The sequence below is a fragment of the Paenimyroides ceti genome (assembly GCF_030409925.1).
In genome coordinates, this window is record NZ_JAUFQU010000001.1 from 868306 (window position 1) to 884500 (window position 16195).

A 16195-nucleotide genomic window follows, 5' to 3' on the forward strand; every position below is an offset into this window, starting at 1 on the left:
ACGGGATTTTTTTATTAAGGTTTTCTACCTGTAATGAGTCGGTAAAGTATGGCAATAATAGCCAACACTAATAAAATGTGAATAAATTGTCCAACGGCCTGTCCAAAACCAAAGTAGCCGACAGCCCATAAAACAAGTAAAATAACAGCGATTAACCAAATTAAATCTCTCATAGCCTTTTAGATTTTAATATTTATTTAAAAATAGTAATTAATAAAAAAAAGGTCTAATTAAAAATGTTAAAAAAAATAAAAAGAAAATGATTTATACATCTTTTTAACTTAATAATCTGACTGTGAAAAAAATAGATTATAAAACTTTTATCTAAAAAATAAAATAAATAATAAAAGGTAAACTAATCTCAGAGAATAAAAATAAAGGCGTTATGTAACCCCAAAAAATCTTATTATCAGAGGGATTATAAGTAAAACCATTTTAATTCGTTATTTTTACCAAAAGATTGTAGTTCTCTACAAAAAAACAACATAATGCAACACGCACAAAAGAAGATAGGGATCATAGGAGCCGGATTGGTAGGCACACTATTAGCGATATATTTAAAAAAGGCCGGTCATACCGTTCATGTATTTGACAGAAGTGATGATATACGCACTATAGAATTTTCAGGACGTTCCATCAACCTGGCAATTTCTACACGGGGTTGGAAAACACTTGATGATGTATCTATAGGTGATGAAATCAGAGCTATCGCAATACCAATGGATAAACGGGCAATTCACACCATAAACGGTGAACTCAATTATCAGAAATACGGTATGAAAGGGGAGAGCATTTACTCCATTTCAAGAGGTGGACTTAATAGAAAAATTATTGATATTGCGGAAGAGAGAGGCGTACAGTTCTTCTTTAATCAAAAGATATGGGACGTCTCATTAGAAGATGCGACTATTTATATAGGTGAAACCGAAAAAGGAGATTGGCAGGCTCATACATACGACATCATATTTGGTGCAGATGGAGCATTTTCGCGTGTAAGACATCGTATGCAGAGACAAAACAGGTTTAATTATTCCCAGAATTTCTTACCGATCGGTTATAAAGAACTCAAAATTCTTGCAAACGCAGATCATACGCATAAAATTGATAAAAATTCTTTTCACATCTGGCCACGGGGAGAATATATGCTCATAGCGCTTGCTAATGAAGACGGAAGTTTTACCTGTACCTTGTTCATGCCTTTTGAAGGAGAAAATTCATTTGAACAAATCGATACAGAAGAAAAAGTAACTGCTTTTTTTGAGAAAAATTTCCCTGATACAAAGGAGTTAATACCAGAACTTCTGAAAGATTATTTTAGCAACCCAACAAGTTCATTGGTTACAACTCAGTGCTATCCGTGGACATACAAAGATAAAGTAGCTCTTATCGGTGATGCTGCTCATGCTATTGTACCGTTTTATGGACAGGGAATGAATGCAGGCTTCGAAGATATTACGGAATTGTATAATCAAATGATGAATTGGGGAGACAATTGGATCGAAGTTTTTAAAAATTATCAGGAAAAAAGAAAACCAAATGCTGATGCAATTGCAGAATTGTCTTTTCGGAATTTCATGGAAATGAGTACCAAAACGGCAGACAAACAATTTCACCTTCAAAAAAAGATTGAAGCCCGTTTTACGGAAAAATATCCTGGAAAATGGCTTCCCTTATATGATCGGGTCACATTCAGTTTAAATCCATACGTAGATGCACTGGCCATTGGTGATTTGCAAAAAAGCATTATGGATGAAGTGATGTTGCAACCGGATATCGAAGAGAAATGGGATTCAGAAGAGATTGAGCAACTGATCCTTTCAAAATTATGAAAAAACACAGCATCGAATAGGTAGTTTATTATAATTTCCTTTTAATAATAGAGTGTATATTGTTTATTTGTTTTTTAATTCCCATTTTTTTATGTTAATTTTAAGTTAATATTTGTTTTATTGGTTTTTAGGTTGTATGTTTATTGTTCTTTAATTAAGATATAATTATAAATAAATAAATGTTTTAACTAAAAATCAATTAAATTATGAAACGTATCTTACTGTTTTTATTCGCCTTTAGTATCTTTTCTTGTTCAAAAGAAGATTTGAGTTCTGATTTTTCTGAAAATTCCGATGACTCAAAATTAAAGTTAAGTAGTATTGTCAATCCGGGTGAAATCCATAATGATTATATGGATTTGGTAAACAATTCTTTTATTGCAAATGAATCCATTACAACTTTAGATGGAAAATATAACTTTTATTATGATTTTATAAAAGAGTATACAGATTCTTATTCGAAAATAAAAAGTGAAGATAAATTATTTTTCCTTGAAACTTTTAAAGAAAATCTGAATTTAATTCATTACGACAATGTTGTTGGAATCGTTAAAAATGAAATACTCATAAGTAATCCGTTGAGTGAAACAGTGACAACGTTGAGCGAGGTGTTGATCACTTTGAAGGATAAAGAGATAATTAGTGAAAATGAGTTTGTAAAAATGACTAACCTACAGTATACACTCCATAAAGTTTATGAAGGTACGGTCTCGTATGATGAATTCAATGTATATATTGAGAATTTATCAGAAGATGTTAATAATAATGAATATCTGATCTTGACTCCTGTTTCTAGCATTGCATCATATTCTAATGAATGGTGGAATAGTAATTTACCGGAAATATATTTTCCAGAACCTGTGGGCATAATCAGTTATCCGGATAATCAATATACTACTTATGCAATTCCAGCTGTCGTTGCTACTGATATTGCCGGTGCCATTGTTGGTGCTGCTGGAGTGGCTCTAAATCAATATATCAATAATAATGGAAAGATAACCGGTGGAGCTGTAGTGACAGGCGCTGTTGTCGGAGCTGTGGTTGGTTCGACAGGATTAGTAGGACGCTTAGGGAAATGGATAAGTAGATTATAAGCTTTATGACTGATATTGGAACATATATTCAAGCAATTATAATAGGCGTCATCGGAGGCGTTTTAGGAAGGTATATCGTTTTGAAATTATGGTACAAAAAGCGTAAAAAATAGATATGGGCAAGTTGCTTCCACGGTTCGTTTTAGTATTGTTATCGCCGTTTCATTATAGCAAAACAATAATTGTATTAAGACAATTGTAGCATTGTATAAAACAAAATCTGTCATTTGACAGATTTTGTGTTTTTAAATAGTTTGGTCAAAACACCAAATGCTCCCCTGATAAAAGTAGCACTTGTAAGTACTTTGATAATAGGTTTCATATAATCGGTTTCTTTAGTAGGCGTAGCAGGCTTGGAAGGACTTGTTTTTTTATCATTATCGGATACTGTCGCAGATTCAGCCAGTTTGCGGTTCAGAATTTCGTAAGCACTGTCGCGATCCACCACCTCATTGTATTTATCTTTCAGAGAAGAATGGCTGATAATGGTATCAATCTCAGATGGTGATAAAACATCCATTCTGCTGACTGGTGCGCGCATCATACCAACCACCAGTGGAGTAGGTATGCCTTTTTCATTCAAAACCGTGATAAGGGCTTCTCCGGTTCCAAGCTGTGTAATGATTTCATCAGTTTTATAAAACGCTGTTGCAGGAAAGTTTTCAGAAGCGGTTTTTATAGCTTTACGGTCTTTCTCTGTGAAAGCCCTTAAAGCATGCTGAATTTTAAGTCCTAACTGTGCCAGAACACCGTTGGGTACATCTGTAGGATTTTGAGTAATAAAATAGATACCAATACCTTTTGAGCGAATCAGTTTTACAATAGTTTCAATCTGATCCAAAAGCGCTTTGCTGGCTTCTTTAAATATAAGATGTGCTTCATCGATAAAAATAACCAATTCCGGTTGACCACTGTCTCCCAGTTCCGGCATCTGATTATAAATTTCAGCAAGCAGGCAAAGCATAAAGGTAGAAAACAGTTTAGGCTTGTCCTGTATGTCGGTCAGACGTAAAATATTGACATAACCATTGCCGTTTTCATCAATACGGATAAGGTCATGAATGTCGAAAGAAACTTCTCCAAAAAACAGATTGGCATCCTGTTGTTCCAGTTCTACAATTTTTCTGAGAATTGCTCCTGTAGTCGAAGTAGATAAGCGTCCATAATCAGCTTCAATTTCATTTTTCCCTTCATTAGTAAGATAATTAAGAACCTTTTTTAGATCTTTTATGTCGAGTAATGGGATTTTGTGGTCATCGCAATATTTGAAAGCAACGGCTAATACACCTCCCTGAGTGTCGTTAAGGTCCAGAATACGGGACAATAATACAGGTCCGAATTCAGAAACCGTTGCACGCAGGCGAATACCGTTTTGTTTCGAAATGGTTAACAATTCTACGGGAAAACCTTTAGGGTCAAATGGCAGATTCATCTTATCATGCCGTTCTTTAATAAAATCATTGATAGCACCTGACTCTGCAATTCCACTAAAATCACCTTTAATATCCATCATCAGAACCGGAATTCCTTTGCCGGATAACTGCTCAGAAAGAACCTGAATGGTTTTGGTTTTTCCGGTACCCGTAGCTCCGGCAATCAGACCGTGGCGGTTGAGTGTTTTTAAAGGAATGTTTATGGGGCAGTCGGCAACTACCTGATTGTCATAGATACAGCTACCAATGGTAATATAATCCCCTTTAAAAGTATACCCTTCTTTTATACTTTTTTCAAAATTTTCAGAACTCATTTTTTTGGCTATTTTAAAGTAAATATAATGAATTAAATGAAGATAAAATCCTGCAATTGCGAACAATTAATAATATTAAATAAATTTAATTACAATAACAATAAACGAAATAATCCCAGCGTTATTGCAAGTATAGCTACTGTTGTGAATGCTAAATAAATGTAAAAACAACATTTATTTACTGTTAATTTTGTAACTTCACACATTCTAAAAACGAAAATTTATTTTTTTATTTAATCTAAAAACATAAATTTGCGATGCTTGAATAAACGACCAAGCAAAAAAATTGAATAATAATAATTGAGTAAACATTTTAAAAAAAAGTAAAAAGATGACAAACGTATCTAATGAATCGGTTGAAAAAAACACATCTAGTTCAGGATTATCTAACATTATGGCTGGGATTACAGTAGCTATATGTTTAATTTTTGGTTATATTATCTGGAATTTTGTTTTAGGTAGTGCTTCCAACTTTCAAAACGGAGATCCGAACGGAGAACCACTTCCAGGAAATTTATGGGGGATGATGTATAAAGGTGGTTATGTAATTGCAGTTTTGATCGGATTATTAACAACTACAATTGTATTCGGTATCGAAAGATTTATCGTAATTAGCAAAGCATCAGGAACTGGTAATATCAAAGAATTTGTTGCTAAAGTTCAATCTTTGGTAAATGCAAACCAAATTGATGAAGCTATTGCTGCATGTGATACTCAAAAAGGTTCTGTTGCAAATGTAGTAAAAGCTGCTTTAATCAAATTTCAGGAAGTAAAAAGAGAAGGATTTGATACAGACAAAGCAACAGAAGTTATTCAAAACGAAATTGAAGAAGCTACTGTATTAGAAATGCCAATGTTGGAAAAAAACATGATCATTTTGGCAACATTAGTATCTATCGGTACATTAGTAGGTTTATTAGGTACAGTAACAGGGATGATCAAAGCATTCTCGGCTTTATCAACTTCAGGTTCACCTGACTCTTCAGCATTGGCAACAGGTATTTCTGAGGCATTGATGAATACAGCGACAGGTATTGGTACTTCTACATTAGCGATTGTATTTTATAACCTGTTTACAACAAAAATCGATAAGTTAACACATTTTATTGATGAAGCTGGATTTGCTATTACTCAATCTTACAGAAGAAACAACAGATAAGAAGTAAGATTAATAATTCCAGATTAATTTCTGGTTAAAAAGGAAAGAATATGGCAAAAATGAAAAAATCGAGTACAAGAATTGACATGACCGCAATGTGTGACGTGTCGTTCTTACTGCTAACATTCTTCGTTTTAACCTCTACAGCTAAAACTCCAGAAGTACATCCGGTTGACTTACCAAATTCTACAAAAGAGACTAAAATTCCTACAGATGATATCGTAACGATTTCTGTAGATGAAGAAAAAGTATATTTTGGAATTGCAGGAAGAGAAGACAAAAAAGATATACTTCAACGTATGGGTAATGAATATAAAATTGAATTTACCCCGCAAGAGACAGAAAAATTTGCTGGTATGGAAAACTTTGGTGTTGACATACGAGAATTAAAACAACTGTTGGCAAAACCGGCAAGTGAATTGATGAAGGTAGATAATCACCAGACTGGTATACCTTATAAAGATTCTTTGAACAATCAGTTGGCTTCATGGGTGCGCAATGCGCGTGAATCATCATGGCAACGTAAAGAATCCTTCTTAAAGGTGGCTATTAAAGGTGACGCAAATGAACAGTTTGGTACGGTTAAAAAGATTATCGATATTATGCAGGAGCAACGTCAAAACCGTTTTTATTTAGTAACAGGATTAAGAGATGCAAATTTCTAATTCAAATTAAGAAAAGTACATGGCAGAATTAAATACTGGTGGTGGCGACTCAGGCAAGAAAGGCAAAAAAGTAAGAAGTAAAAAACAGAATTCCGGAGTAGATTTAACTGCAATGGTGGATCTGGCATTCTTATTGATTACTTTCTTTATGTTGACCACCTCTTTATCCAAACCTCAGTCAATGGATTTGACTATGCCCGATAAAAAAGACGTTCAGGATACTGATAAAGTAGAGTCTAAAGAGTCTAAAACAATGACAATTTTACTCGGGAAAGATGGAAAAATGAAATACTATATGGGACGTTTTGAAGAACCATACGAAGGAGAAGGTCCTATTGACCAAACCTATGGTAAAGACGGAATCCGTAAAATTATTTTACAAAAAGTTTCCAATCTTAAGTCAAAAGGACTTGAAGGAAAAGAAGGTCTTGTAGTTTTGATCAAAGCTACAGAAGATGCAACTTATACGAATATGATTGATATTTTAGATGAAATGTCTATCACAGGAGTAAAAGTATACATGATTAGTGATATTACGGACGCAGAAAAAGCAATTATGCAATAGCATAAAAAAAAGTAACGAAATGGCAAACATAAACATTTTCGGAAAAGACTGGACGAATATTGTCTTTGAGGGGCGTAACAAAAGTTATGGCGCTTATAAACTTCGTCAAGATAACGGTAAAAATACTTTTTTAGCTTTGATTCTGGGTATTGCTTTTATAGGAATTGTTTTTGGAGCAAGTTCCTTATACGGAAATTATAAAGATCGCAAGGCAAAAGAACTGAACGATGAAGGAGAAAAAATAACAGAAATTGTTTTACCTCCGCCGATCGAAGAAGAGCCGCCGATCGAAGAAATCAAAAAGGAGGAACCGGTTCCGGAACCACCAAAAGATGCTTCAAAATCCGTTCAGGAAGAAAAAGAGCTTACAGAAGTAAAAGTTAAAAAAGATAATGAAGTTAAAAAAGAAGTAAAAACAGCTCAGGAAGAATTTACGGACAATACAACTTCAGGTCGTCAGGACAGAGAAGCTGATAAAAGCGGTGATTTTAAATCTGATGGTAAACAAACCGGAGGAGCTGAAAAAGGCTCACAAGGTACAGGTACCGGAAATAAATTTACCGATGATGACAATAAAGTACACACTTTTGTTCAGGTAAAAGCAGCTCCGGTAGAAGGTATTAAAGCGTTCTATACACGATACAGCGGGAAATTTAATGCACCGGATTTAGGTTCAGGAGTGAATCAGATAAAGGTAACATTGAAGTTCGTTGTAGAGAGAGACGGTTCTTTTACAGACATTCAGGTTGTAAACGATCAGAATGGAATGGGGAAAGAAGCAATCCGTGTATTGAAAACAATGCCTAAATGGAAACCTGCAGAACAAAACGGAAAAACCGTACGTTCAAGCTTCACTTTACCGATTACAATTAAAGTAGCAAATTAATAATGAGTAATTTTATTAATAAGTTTAAAGAAAAATCGCTTTTACAGCGATTTTTCTTCATTATTGGATTGGTCTTTCTCATCTTATATTTCACATTGGGACTGCTTTTTATTGTGAAGAAAGATCTTCCTTTTACAATTCCTTATACCAATAGACTCGCTTTCGGCGTTATTCTTATTGTATACAGTATTATCCGATTCTTTCGGATTATTAAATGAGAAAGCAATACGGTTTTTTTGAAAGAGAAGAAGCCTGTATAATAAAATATTTAAAGGTGTTGATCGTATGACGTTCAATACCTTTTTTTATTGTATAGCATTATTGATACGGATTGCCTTTTGTTATTTTTAGAATGGTTTTAGGTTGTGTAGTTGGTGTATTATAATTGTTTATTCGGATTATTTTTTAATTTAACATTTTGACCTGTAATTTTCAAGGTAATTAAACGTTTTTATTTTAAATACTGTTGTGTAATAGCTTTTTTTGTATAAAAGTGTTATATTAATAGTGATAGAAAATGTAAAACCTAATAAAAATTGTAGAAGATGGCAAACATAAACATCCTTGGGAAAGACTGGACGAATATAGTCTTTGAGAATCGCAACAAAAGTTACGGTGCTTACAAACTTCGTCAGGATAGTGATAAAAATACTTTTTTAGCGTTGATTATTGGTTTGGGTATGATAGGATCTGTCTTAGTAATAAGTACTTTTTATAATAATTATAGCTCTATACCTTTTACAACGGAGGTACCGGATAATACTGGAACTATAGTAACTGATGTTGTTTTTCAGCCTAAAAAAGCACCTGAGACTGCATTGACAGAAGATAATAAAGACAAAACATTGGGGGGTAGTGCAGCTGAATCTGTAGTACAGGAAAAATCACTGACAGATGTTATCGTAAAAGAAGATGTAAATGTTAGCAAACAAGTGACAACTGCTCAAGATGATTTTAACGACAGGATCACTTCTGGTGTTAAAGACAGACAAGCTAATAGTAATGGACAGCTACATACAGATGGTACTCAGACTGGTGATGCTGAAGTAAACCAAGGCGGTACTGGTTCTGGTACTGAGGTTGGACCTGGAACTACAGATACAAGTGCAAATAAAATTCATAATTTTGTACAGGTTAAAGCAGAACCAATCGAAGGAAAAGAAGCTTTTTATGCCCGTTATATAAACAAATTTAAAGCAACTGACGTTACAGGTTCGGCAACACAGATCAAAGTAACACTGAAATTCGTTGTAGAGAAAGATGGTTCTTTTTCCAATATTCAGGTAATAAATGACCAAAACGGAGTAGGACAGGAAGCTGTCAGAGTTTTAAAAACGATGCCGAAATGGAAACCTGCGGAACAAAACGGAAAGGCTGTCCGGTCAACTTTTACTTTGCCCATAACACTTAAGGTAGCTAATTAAACAATTATAAAAATCGCTTTGATGGCGATTTTTTTGCGTTTTTTAAATAATCCTTTTTTGTCTAATTACCAGCAAATAATTTTTAGATAAACAGTAATTATTCTTATTCTTTCACTTTAAAGAAACATTTTCTTTTTTCGTTATTCAATAATTGATCTGAAGCGTCGTGATCTTTATAATTATGAGAATAAAAATGCAGAACTATTTTACAATTAACAAGGAATAATATCATTTTTTTAAATATTTTTTATAGCTTTATCGAAATTAATAAGATACTTACGCCATCTCTGATATGAATATGAAAAAAATTGCAGCTTTTATCGTTTTGATGCTTTCTTTTGTAACAGTTATTTCCTGTGATAAAACTAAGGAAGAAGATAAAGAAACAAAAGAGACATATTCCAGTGGAAAAGTTTCTGTTTTGGTAGAAGAATCAGTAGTTCCTATTTTTGAAGATATTGTTACGGTTTTTAAATCGGTCTATACTGAGGCGGAAATTGAGATTATTCCTGCTACGGAAAATAAAATTCTTAAAATGATTTATGAAGATTCTACACGTTTGGCTGTTTTACCAAAGAAGCTTGATGAAAAGGAAGTAAATCATTTTAAAGGAAAAGTAGCGCCGGTTGAAACGCCGTTTGCAAAAGATGCCATTATTTTTATTGCTAATAAAACAGCTGCGGATTCTCTTATCAAATATGAAGATGTAGTTGCTTTTATTAAAGAGCAGAAAAAAGATAAAGAAAAAGTATTTGTATTTGATAACATCAATTCAAGTTTGGTTCGTCAGTTTCGCAACGATGCCGGAGTTACAGATATGAGTACCAATGTGTATTTTTTTCCTACAACAGCTGAAGTAATTGCTTATGTGGCTAAAAATAAGAATGCTGTTGGAGTAGTGGGAATCAATTGGTTGATGCAGCCTGATAAAAATATCGATGCCTTGAAAAAAGACATCAAAACATTAAGCGTTTTTAATAAAAAAGAAAATAAGTATTTTAAAGCTTCCCAATCAACAATTGCAGATGGTACTTATCCATTAGTACGTGAAATCTATATTTTAGATTTGCAGGGTAAAATGGGACTTGGAAGAGGAATTGCTTCCTTTGCTGCTGGAGATAAAGGACAGCGCATTGTCTTAAAATCAGGTTTATTGCCTGTTACGTTGCCTCCAAGAGAAGTGATTGTAAATAACCAATAATAATATTTTATAGTATCCATATGAATAAAACTATTACTTTTAGCTTATTGTTTTCTGTCATAACCGTTTCCTCTATTCAAGCACAAAGCATTGAAGAGGTAGAAACAGCTATGAAGTTTGAACAATATGATGTAGCCAAGCATGATTTATATCAGTTGATAAAAGTGGAACCTAATCAGGGAAAACATTTTTTTAATTTAGGTAGTATTCATCTTAAAGAAAATCAGAGTGATTCAGCAATGATTTATTTTAAGCAGGGTCTAAAAGCTACTAAAAACTTTAATATCAATAATATCGGAATAGGACAATTGTCCTTGAACGAAGGTAAAGATAAAGAAGCACGCTCAAAATTTAACGCTGCTCAGATCCGATTACCAAAAAACGATATAGAAACCTATCTGTTGGTTTCGAAAGCGTATATTGAATCAACAAAACCAGATCCTGAAAAGGCAATGGAGGCAGCGAAAAAAGCAATAAAAGTAAATCCAAAACGCGTTGAAGGTTATATTGCGCTTGGAGATGCATATATGGCAGACAGAAGTTCAAAACTGGCGACTTCTGCTTACAGAGAAGCGTTGGAAATTGATAAAACAAATCCGCTGGCAAAAATTAAGATTGCAAACGTATTCCGTTTTAACAATAATTATGAAGATGCTCTCAAAACCCTGAATGAAGTGGTAAATGAGCATCCTGATTATGAGTTGGTATACAAAGAACTGGCGCAAACTTATGCAGCTTACGCACGTTTCTCTTTTGATAAGACAAAAAATATACAGGCAGTAAGCAATTATGCTAAATTCCATTCCATGATCGGAGAATCAGTGGACTCTGACAATGCTTATGCCGATTTTCTTGTTAAAGTAAGAGATTTCAAAGGTCTTGAAACTTTGATGAAAGATAAATGGTTGAGCAGAGGAGATAATTTTAAAGTGTATAAATATGCTGCAATTTCTGCTTATAATAACGGAAAATATGATGATGCTTATACCTTTATCACAAAATATTTTGACGTACAAGACAAACCACAGCAGATTGTAGGAGTAGATTACCTTTATTTGGGACTTGCAGAAATTGAAAAAGCTAAAAAGCAGGATGGTACCCTTGATGATGCCAAATATCAGTTGGCAGTAGCCAATATCAAGAAAGGACTTGATCTTGATAAAGATTTAGCTTCCGAATTATACGAGCATGGGCTTAAATTGTTCAAAGATGAAAAATATGCACAGTCGTATCACTTATTCAATTTAGGAACTACAAATAAAGAAAATGAAAATTATGTGTATGATTTATACTATAAGGCAAACGCGCTCTATCTGACACATAATAAACCATTATTCAATAATCAGCTGCAAACTGCCTTAAGTACATTAGATGAATTGATAAAAGTATCGCCATCTACACATGAAGCGTATTTACTACAGGCAAGAATCAACTTATTGATCAATACTGATGCGAGTAAAATGCAGGCAGAAAAAGCATATGAAAACTTTATTAATCTTTTGAAAACTAAAAAGTTGATCAATGATAAAGAATTGCAGGAAGCTGTGAAAGAATCGTACACATATATCGGAGTTTTTAATAAAGATAAGAATGTGGAAAAAGCAAAAGTAAATTTAGATAAAGCCGCTCAACTATAAGAAAGGTTTATACTATAATCAAAAGAGGTTGGCTTTGCCAGCCTTTTTTTATTGTATTAATAGAGTTTTGTGTAGTATCTTTGTACCTTAATAGTAAATATGATGAATAACGTAATGCAAAATCCAGAATTAAAGACTGGTTTAGTTTTACCGCTGATGGAACAATTTTATACCATTCAGGGCGAGGGATATTATACCGGTTCGGCAGCATATTTTATTCGTTTGGGAGGATGTGATGTAGGATGTCACTGGTGTGATGTAAAAGAAAGCTGGGACGAAAATCTTCATCCGCTTACTCCTGTTGACCATATTGTAAGTCATGCACAGCAGCATGGAAAATTAGCAGTTATAACGGGGGGAGAACCTTTGATGTGGAATCTTGATGTGCTTACAGCAGAACTCCATAAAAAAGGAATACAAACCAATATGGAAACTTCAGGGGCTTACGAATTATCGGGTGAATGGGATTGGATTTGTCTTTCTCCCAAAAAAACAAAACTTCCTACACAAAGTGTATTTGATGCTGCTCATGAACTGAAATGCATTATATACAATAAAAACGATTTTAAGTTTGCAGAAGAACAAGCCGCTATGGTAAATGATAAAGCACTATTGTTTTTGCAGGTAGAATGGAGCAAACGTGATGAAATGCTTCCATTGGTAGTGGAATATGTTAAAAATAATCCTAAATGGCGTATTTCAACACAAACACATAAATATTTGGATATTCCATAAAAAATTATATATTTGATATAAAAATAATAAGGTCTTATGAAAAAATATTTACTATTTTTTGCTTTGATGGTGACTTCATATCATGCTGCTGCACAGGCAAATAAAGAAGATGTGAGAGTGCTTTTAGAAGTGAGCGGTATTATCAATCCATATCAGAATATTGTCAATCAGATAGAAGAGCAGATTTCTGAAGATAAACGGGCAGCTTTTAAAAAAGATATGCAGGGATTGCTTACCAGAGTAAGAAATAAGCAGATTGATGATTATTCGAAAGTACTAACTCAGGATGAAGTAGTTCGATTGACTGAATTTTTTAAATCATCACTTGGAGCTTCTTTTGTAAAGAAAAAAGCACAAATTGATTTGAATAATATGGAACAGGATGAAGCGATTAATTTAGAATTACAGGGAATAATAATGAAATATATGATGTAAAAAAACACTCTTTAAGAGTGTTTTTTTTATAGTGTAATACGGGCTAAATAATCATAATTATCCCCTTCCAGCAATAGTTCACATTGCAAACCATTTGCGTGACAGGCATTTTGTAGTGTATTATAATCTAAAAAAAGCCAGTCAAAAGGTTCTTCCTGTTCATTTTCATAAGTAATTATGAACTGTAATTCTCCATAATAATCGTTTTCCATCGGAATCCATTTACCACCGTCTTCATCTTCTTCAAACATATAAATAAGATCCGAACTGTCAATCAGAATTTGTCCATTATCATTTAGCAATGTTTTAAGGTGTGAAAGGTAAGTAGTACAATTTTTTAGCTTTCCGAAAATACCAGTACCATTCATCAGTAAATAGATGGTATCAAATTTTTCATCTTTCACGTCTAAAATGTTCATTACTTTAGCCTCGCCTAACCCTCTCATGTGGCATGCTTTAACAGCATTTTCAGAGATGTCTATAGGGAAAACTTCATAATTTTTTTCTTTTAAATATAGCGAATGGCTTCCGGCTCCACAACCGACATCCAATATTCTTCCTTTAGCAAGTTTCAAGGCCTGCTGCTCAATGTCAGGCATTTTGTCAAACTTCCGAAACAGATAGGCAACTTCCATTTCATCTGCTTCCGAAATATTTGTTTCTGTAATGATAGGTGCTGCTTTATGCTGTGTCTGATAATCTAAAATGGCTTTGCCAAAAAGGTCTTTCATTCTTGATATAGTATTTTGTATTTTTGTTACCTGATATCGATCCTATGGAAAACTATTTAAAACAGCTTCCAAAGCTTGCCAAAGATAAACATAATGAAAATAAAAAGTATTTTGATAAGCTGAAAAAGAAGCCGCCTAAGAATCTAGATTACCAGATGCAGGAAATACACAATGTTGTTTTTAAGAAAATTGACTGTTTATCCTGTGCCAATTGTTGTAAGACAACCGGACCTTTATTTACGGCTGCAGATATTGAAAGGATTTCTAAATTTTTAAAGTTAAAACCACAACAGTTTATTGATAAGTATCTCAAAATAGATGAAGACAAAGATTATGTACTTCAGCAGGTTCCCTGTACTTTTTTGGATCATGAAAACTATTGTATGATTTACGATGTCAGGCCCAAAGCCTGTAGAGAATATCCGCATCTTGACCGGAAAAAATTCAATCAGATCACAGCATTGACTCTGAAAAACACAGAAATCTGTCCTGCAGCTTTTCAGGCAGTTGAAGAGATGAAAAAGAAAATGCCTTTATAGTAAAGGCATTTTTTTATATAAAATAATGTTCGTTGTCTATATAATTCTTAATAAAATTATCGATTTCATCCTGAGAAAAAAACTTGTGCTTAATGGTATAAACCAAATCGAGAATATAATCTCTGAATCGTTCGAATAAACCAACAATCTGACCAAATAATTTTACTAACCATTCGTATGCGATCTGCACACGATCTATAATTCCAATGATGATTTCTGTGTAATCCATATCAATTTACATTTGTAACCAAATATAACAAAACACGGGGATTTTCAAAGCTTTTTTAAGAAAAATCTAACACAGCAAAACTAACTTTTATAAAGCAGATAAGGACTTCTTGTCTGTTTGAATTTTTCTATTCCGTTTTGCCAGGTCTTTTTTATTTCCGCTTCAGTCATTCCCTTTTCAATTTGTTGCTGTAATTGTTTTGTTCCGGCAAGAGTAGTAAAGAAATTAATAAAGAACTTTTCCTTACCGGAACTTTCTTTATACGCTTTTAAAAGCCATTTTAATTGAATGCCGTCAATTTTTTCAATTTTTGAGAGATCTTCTCCAAAGCATTTTTTTCCGTTATGCATAGGGTCTTTAGCTCCTTCATTCGGTTTTGGCGTGAAACTGTAAGGCATGTTTTTAAGAAATGGAGAACCGTATATCTGAAATTGCTTATCTGTACCGCGTCCGCAACTTACATTTGTTCCTTCAAAAAAGCACAGACTCGCATACAGATTAATAGACTGGTCGTTGGGTAAGTTGGGTGATGGCTTTACAGGAAGATTATAGGGCATGGATTTTTGATAATTAAGACATTTAATGACTGTAATATCACATTGAACTCCTTTGGCAAGCCATTTTTCTCCATTGATCATCTGAGCATACTCTCCAATTGTCATTCCATGCAAAACAGGGATCGGATGCATGCCTACAAAACTTTTATATTCCATTTCCAGAACAGGTCCGTCTACAGTGCTTCCGTTAGGGTTCGGGCGGTCTAATATGATTACCGGAATGTTTTGCTCCGCACAGGCTTCCATAAGATAGTGCAGGGAAGATATATAGGTATAAAAGCGGGCACCTACATCCTGCAAATCAAAAACAATGATATCAATATTTTTGAGTTGTTCTTTTGAAGGTTTTTTATTGTTTCCGTATAATGAAATAATAGGTAAACCTGTTTTAGTGTCTTTTCCGTCTTTAATCAGTTCTCCTGCATCTGCAGTACCTCTGAAACCGTGTTCCGGAGCAAATATCTTTTGAATCTTTATTTTTTGTGAAACTAAAAAGTCTACTAAATGTACCGTTTCTTTATCCGTAGTAACAATACCTGTCTGATTGGTTAAAACACCTACTTTTTTATCTTTCAGCATCGGCAGATACGTCGCATAGTCATCAGCACCTGTTTTGATACCGCCGTTTTTGGATTGTGACACAAAGGTATATATACCTTTAATTTCACTTTTTTTCGCGTGGCAATTCCAAATTCCGAATGAAATTAATGTTATTGCAGCAAATAATAATGTATTTTTGAATTTCATTTTATTTATCATAGC

At 33.7% G+C, this 16195-nt stretch carries 19 protein-coding genes; 13 read left to right on the forward strand and 6 right to left on the reverse strand.

Annotated elements, in window-relative coordinates:
• Positions 1 to 14: 14 nt before the first annotated feature.
• A complete protein-coding gene (locus tag QW060_RS04160) occupies positions 15 to 173 on the reverse strand; it encodes a lmo0937 family membrane protein (RefSeq protein ID WP_290362394.1) in 159 nt (52 codons plus the stop codon).
• Positions 174 to 488: 315 nt separating this feature from the next.
• Here QW060_RS04160 and QW060_RS04165 point away from each other — a divergent pair, with 315 nt between their 5' ends.
• On the forward strand, positions 489 to 1829 hold the full coding sequence (locus QW060_RS04165; RefSeq protein WP_290362395.1) for an FAD-dependent oxidoreductase: 1341 nt from the start codon (positions 489 to 491) through the stop codon (positions 1827 to 1829).
• 206 nt (positions 1830 to 2035) lie between these two features.
• Entirely contained in the window at positions 2036 to 2923 is an 888-nt protein-coding gene (locus QW060_RS04170; RefSeq protein ID WP_290362396.1) for a hypothetical protein, read from the forward strand.
• A gap of 223 nt (positions 2924 to 3146) precedes the next feature.
• Here QW060_RS04170 and QW060_RS04175 read toward each other — a convergent pair whose 3' ends face one another.
• Positions 3147 to 4670: a helicase HerA-like domain-containing protein gene (locus QW060_RS04175; protein ID WP_290362397.1), complete on the reverse strand. Its 1524-nt coding sequence runs from the start codon at positions 4668 to 4670 to the stop codon at positions 3147 to 3149.
• Between the two features lie 331 nt (positions 4671 to 5001).
• On the opposite strand from QW060_RS04175, the gene QW060_RS04180 reads away from it, so the two are divergent.
• The 6 genes from QW060_RS04180 to QW060_RS04205 all read left to right on the forward strand — a co-directional run bounded on the left by QW060_RS04180 (position 5002) and on the right by QW060_RS04205 (position 9369).
• Positions 5002 to 5829 carry a MotA/TolQ/ExbB proton channel family protein gene (locus QW060_RS04180; RefSeq protein WP_290362398.1) on the forward strand — a complete coding sequence of 276 codons (828 nt, stop codon included), beginning with the start codon at positions 5002 to 5004 and terminating at the stop codon, positions 5827 to 5829.
• A 59-nt stretch (positions 5830 to 5888) separates the two neighbouring features.
• Positions 5889 to 6494: an ExbD/TolR family protein gene (locus QW060_RS04185; protein ID WP_317623182.1), complete on the forward strand. Its 606-nt coding sequence runs from the start codon at positions 5889 to 5891 to the stop codon at positions 6492 to 6494.
• Between the two features lie 19 nt (positions 6495 to 6513).
• The gene (locus QW060_RS04190) at positions 6514 to 7059 is read left to right on the forward strand and encodes an ExbD/TolR family protein (RefSeq protein ID WP_290362400.1); all 546 of its coding nucleotides are present in this window, start codon (positions 6514 to 6516) and stop codon (positions 7057 to 7059) included.
• Positions 7060 to 7078: 19 nt separating this feature from the next.
• The gene (locus QW060_RS04195) at positions 7079 to 7945 is read left to right on the forward strand and encodes an energy transducer TonB (RefSeq protein WP_290362401.1); all 867 of its coding nucleotides are present in this window, start codon (positions 7079 to 7081) and stop codon (positions 7943 to 7945) included.
• Positions 7946 to 7947: 2 nt separating this feature from the next.
• Positions 7948 to 8163 (forward strand): hypothetical protein, encoded by a 216-nt coding sequence (locus tag QW060_RS04200; RefSeq protein ID WP_290362402.1) that lies wholly within the window; start codon positions 7948 to 7950, stop codon positions 8161 to 8163.
• A gap of 327 nt (positions 8164 to 8490) precedes the next feature.
• Positions 8491 to 9369: an energy transducer TonB gene (locus QW060_RS04205; protein ID WP_290362403.1), complete on the forward strand. Its 879-nt coding sequence runs from the start codon at positions 8491 to 8493 to the stop codon at positions 9367 to 9369.
• A gap of 103 nt (positions 9370 to 9472) precedes the next feature.
• Here QW060_RS04205 and QW060_RS04210 read toward each other — a convergent pair whose 3' ends face one another.
• Positions 9473 to 9601: a hypothetical protein gene (locus tag QW060_RS04210; RefSeq protein ID WP_290362404.1), complete on the reverse strand. Its 129-nt coding sequence runs from the start codon at positions 9599 to 9601 to the stop codon at positions 9473 to 9475.
• Positions 9602 to 9667: 66 nt separating this feature from the next.
• On the opposite strand from QW060_RS04210, the gene QW060_RS04215 reads away from it, so the two are divergent.
• The 4 genes from QW060_RS04215 to QW060_RS04230 all read left to right on the forward strand — a co-directional run bounded on the left by QW060_RS04215 (position 9668) and on the right by QW060_RS04230 (position 13377).
• Complete coding sequence (locus tag QW060_RS04215; protein ID WP_290362405.1) at positions 9668 to 10570, forward strand: PstS family phosphate ABC transporter substrate-binding protein; 903 nt, start codon at positions 9668 to 9670, stop codon at positions 10568 to 10570.
• Positions 10571 to 10590: 20 nt separating this feature from the next.
• On the forward strand, positions 10591 to 12207 hold the full coding sequence (locus QW060_RS04220) for a tetratricopeptide repeat protein (RefSeq protein WP_290362406.1): 1617 nt from the start codon (positions 10591 to 10593) through the stop codon (positions 12205 to 12207).
• Between the two features lie 102 nt (positions 12208 to 12309).
• The gene (locus tag QW060_RS04225; protein WP_290364687.1) at positions 12310 to 12942 is read left to right on the forward strand and encodes a 7-carboxy-7-deazaguanine synthase QueE; all 633 of its coding nucleotides are present in this window, start codon (positions 12310 to 12312) and stop codon (positions 12940 to 12942) included.
• 36 nt (positions 12943 to 12978) lie between these two features.
• On the forward strand, positions 12979 to 13377 hold the full coding sequence (locus QW060_RS04230; RefSeq protein WP_290362407.1) for a DUF2059 domain-containing protein: 399 nt from the start codon (positions 12979 to 12981) through the stop codon (positions 13375 to 13377).
• A 26-nt stretch (positions 13378 to 13403) separates the two neighbouring features.
• Here the strand turns inward: QW060_RS04230 and QW060_RS04235 are convergent, their stop codons facing one another.
• The gene (locus QW060_RS04235) at positions 13404 to 14108 is read right to left on the reverse strand and encodes a class I SAM-dependent methyltransferase (RefSeq protein ID WP_290362408.1); all 705 of its coding nucleotides are present in this window, start codon (positions 14106 to 14108) and stop codon (positions 13404 to 13406) included.
• 44 nt (positions 14109 to 14152) lie between these two features.
• Here QW060_RS04235 and QW060_RS04240 point away from each other — a divergent pair, with 44 nt between their 5' ends.
• Complete coding sequence (locus QW060_RS04240) at positions 14153 to 14647, forward strand: YkgJ family cysteine cluster protein (protein ID WP_290364688.1); 495 nt, start codon at positions 14153 to 14155, stop codon at positions 14645 to 14647.
• A 13-nt stretch (positions 14648 to 14660) separates the two neighbouring features.
• Here QW060_RS04240 and QW060_RS04245 read toward each other — a convergent pair whose 3' ends face one another.
• Together QW060_RS04245 and QW060_RS04250 are read right to left on the reverse strand one after the other, a co-directional pair.
• Positions 14661 to 14876, reverse strand: coding sequence for a hypothetical protein (locus QW060_RS04245; RefSeq protein WP_290362409.1), 216 nt, complete (start codon positions 14874 to 14876; stop codon positions 14661 to 14663).
• An 80-nt stretch (positions 14877 to 14956) separates the two neighbouring features.
• Complete coding sequence (locus QW060_RS04250) at positions 14957 to 16192, reverse strand: exo-beta-N-acetylmuramidase NamZ family protein (RefSeq protein WP_290362410.1); 1236 nt, start codon at positions 16190 to 16192, stop codon at positions 14957 to 14959.
• Positions 16193 to 16195 lie beyond the last annotated feature (3 nt).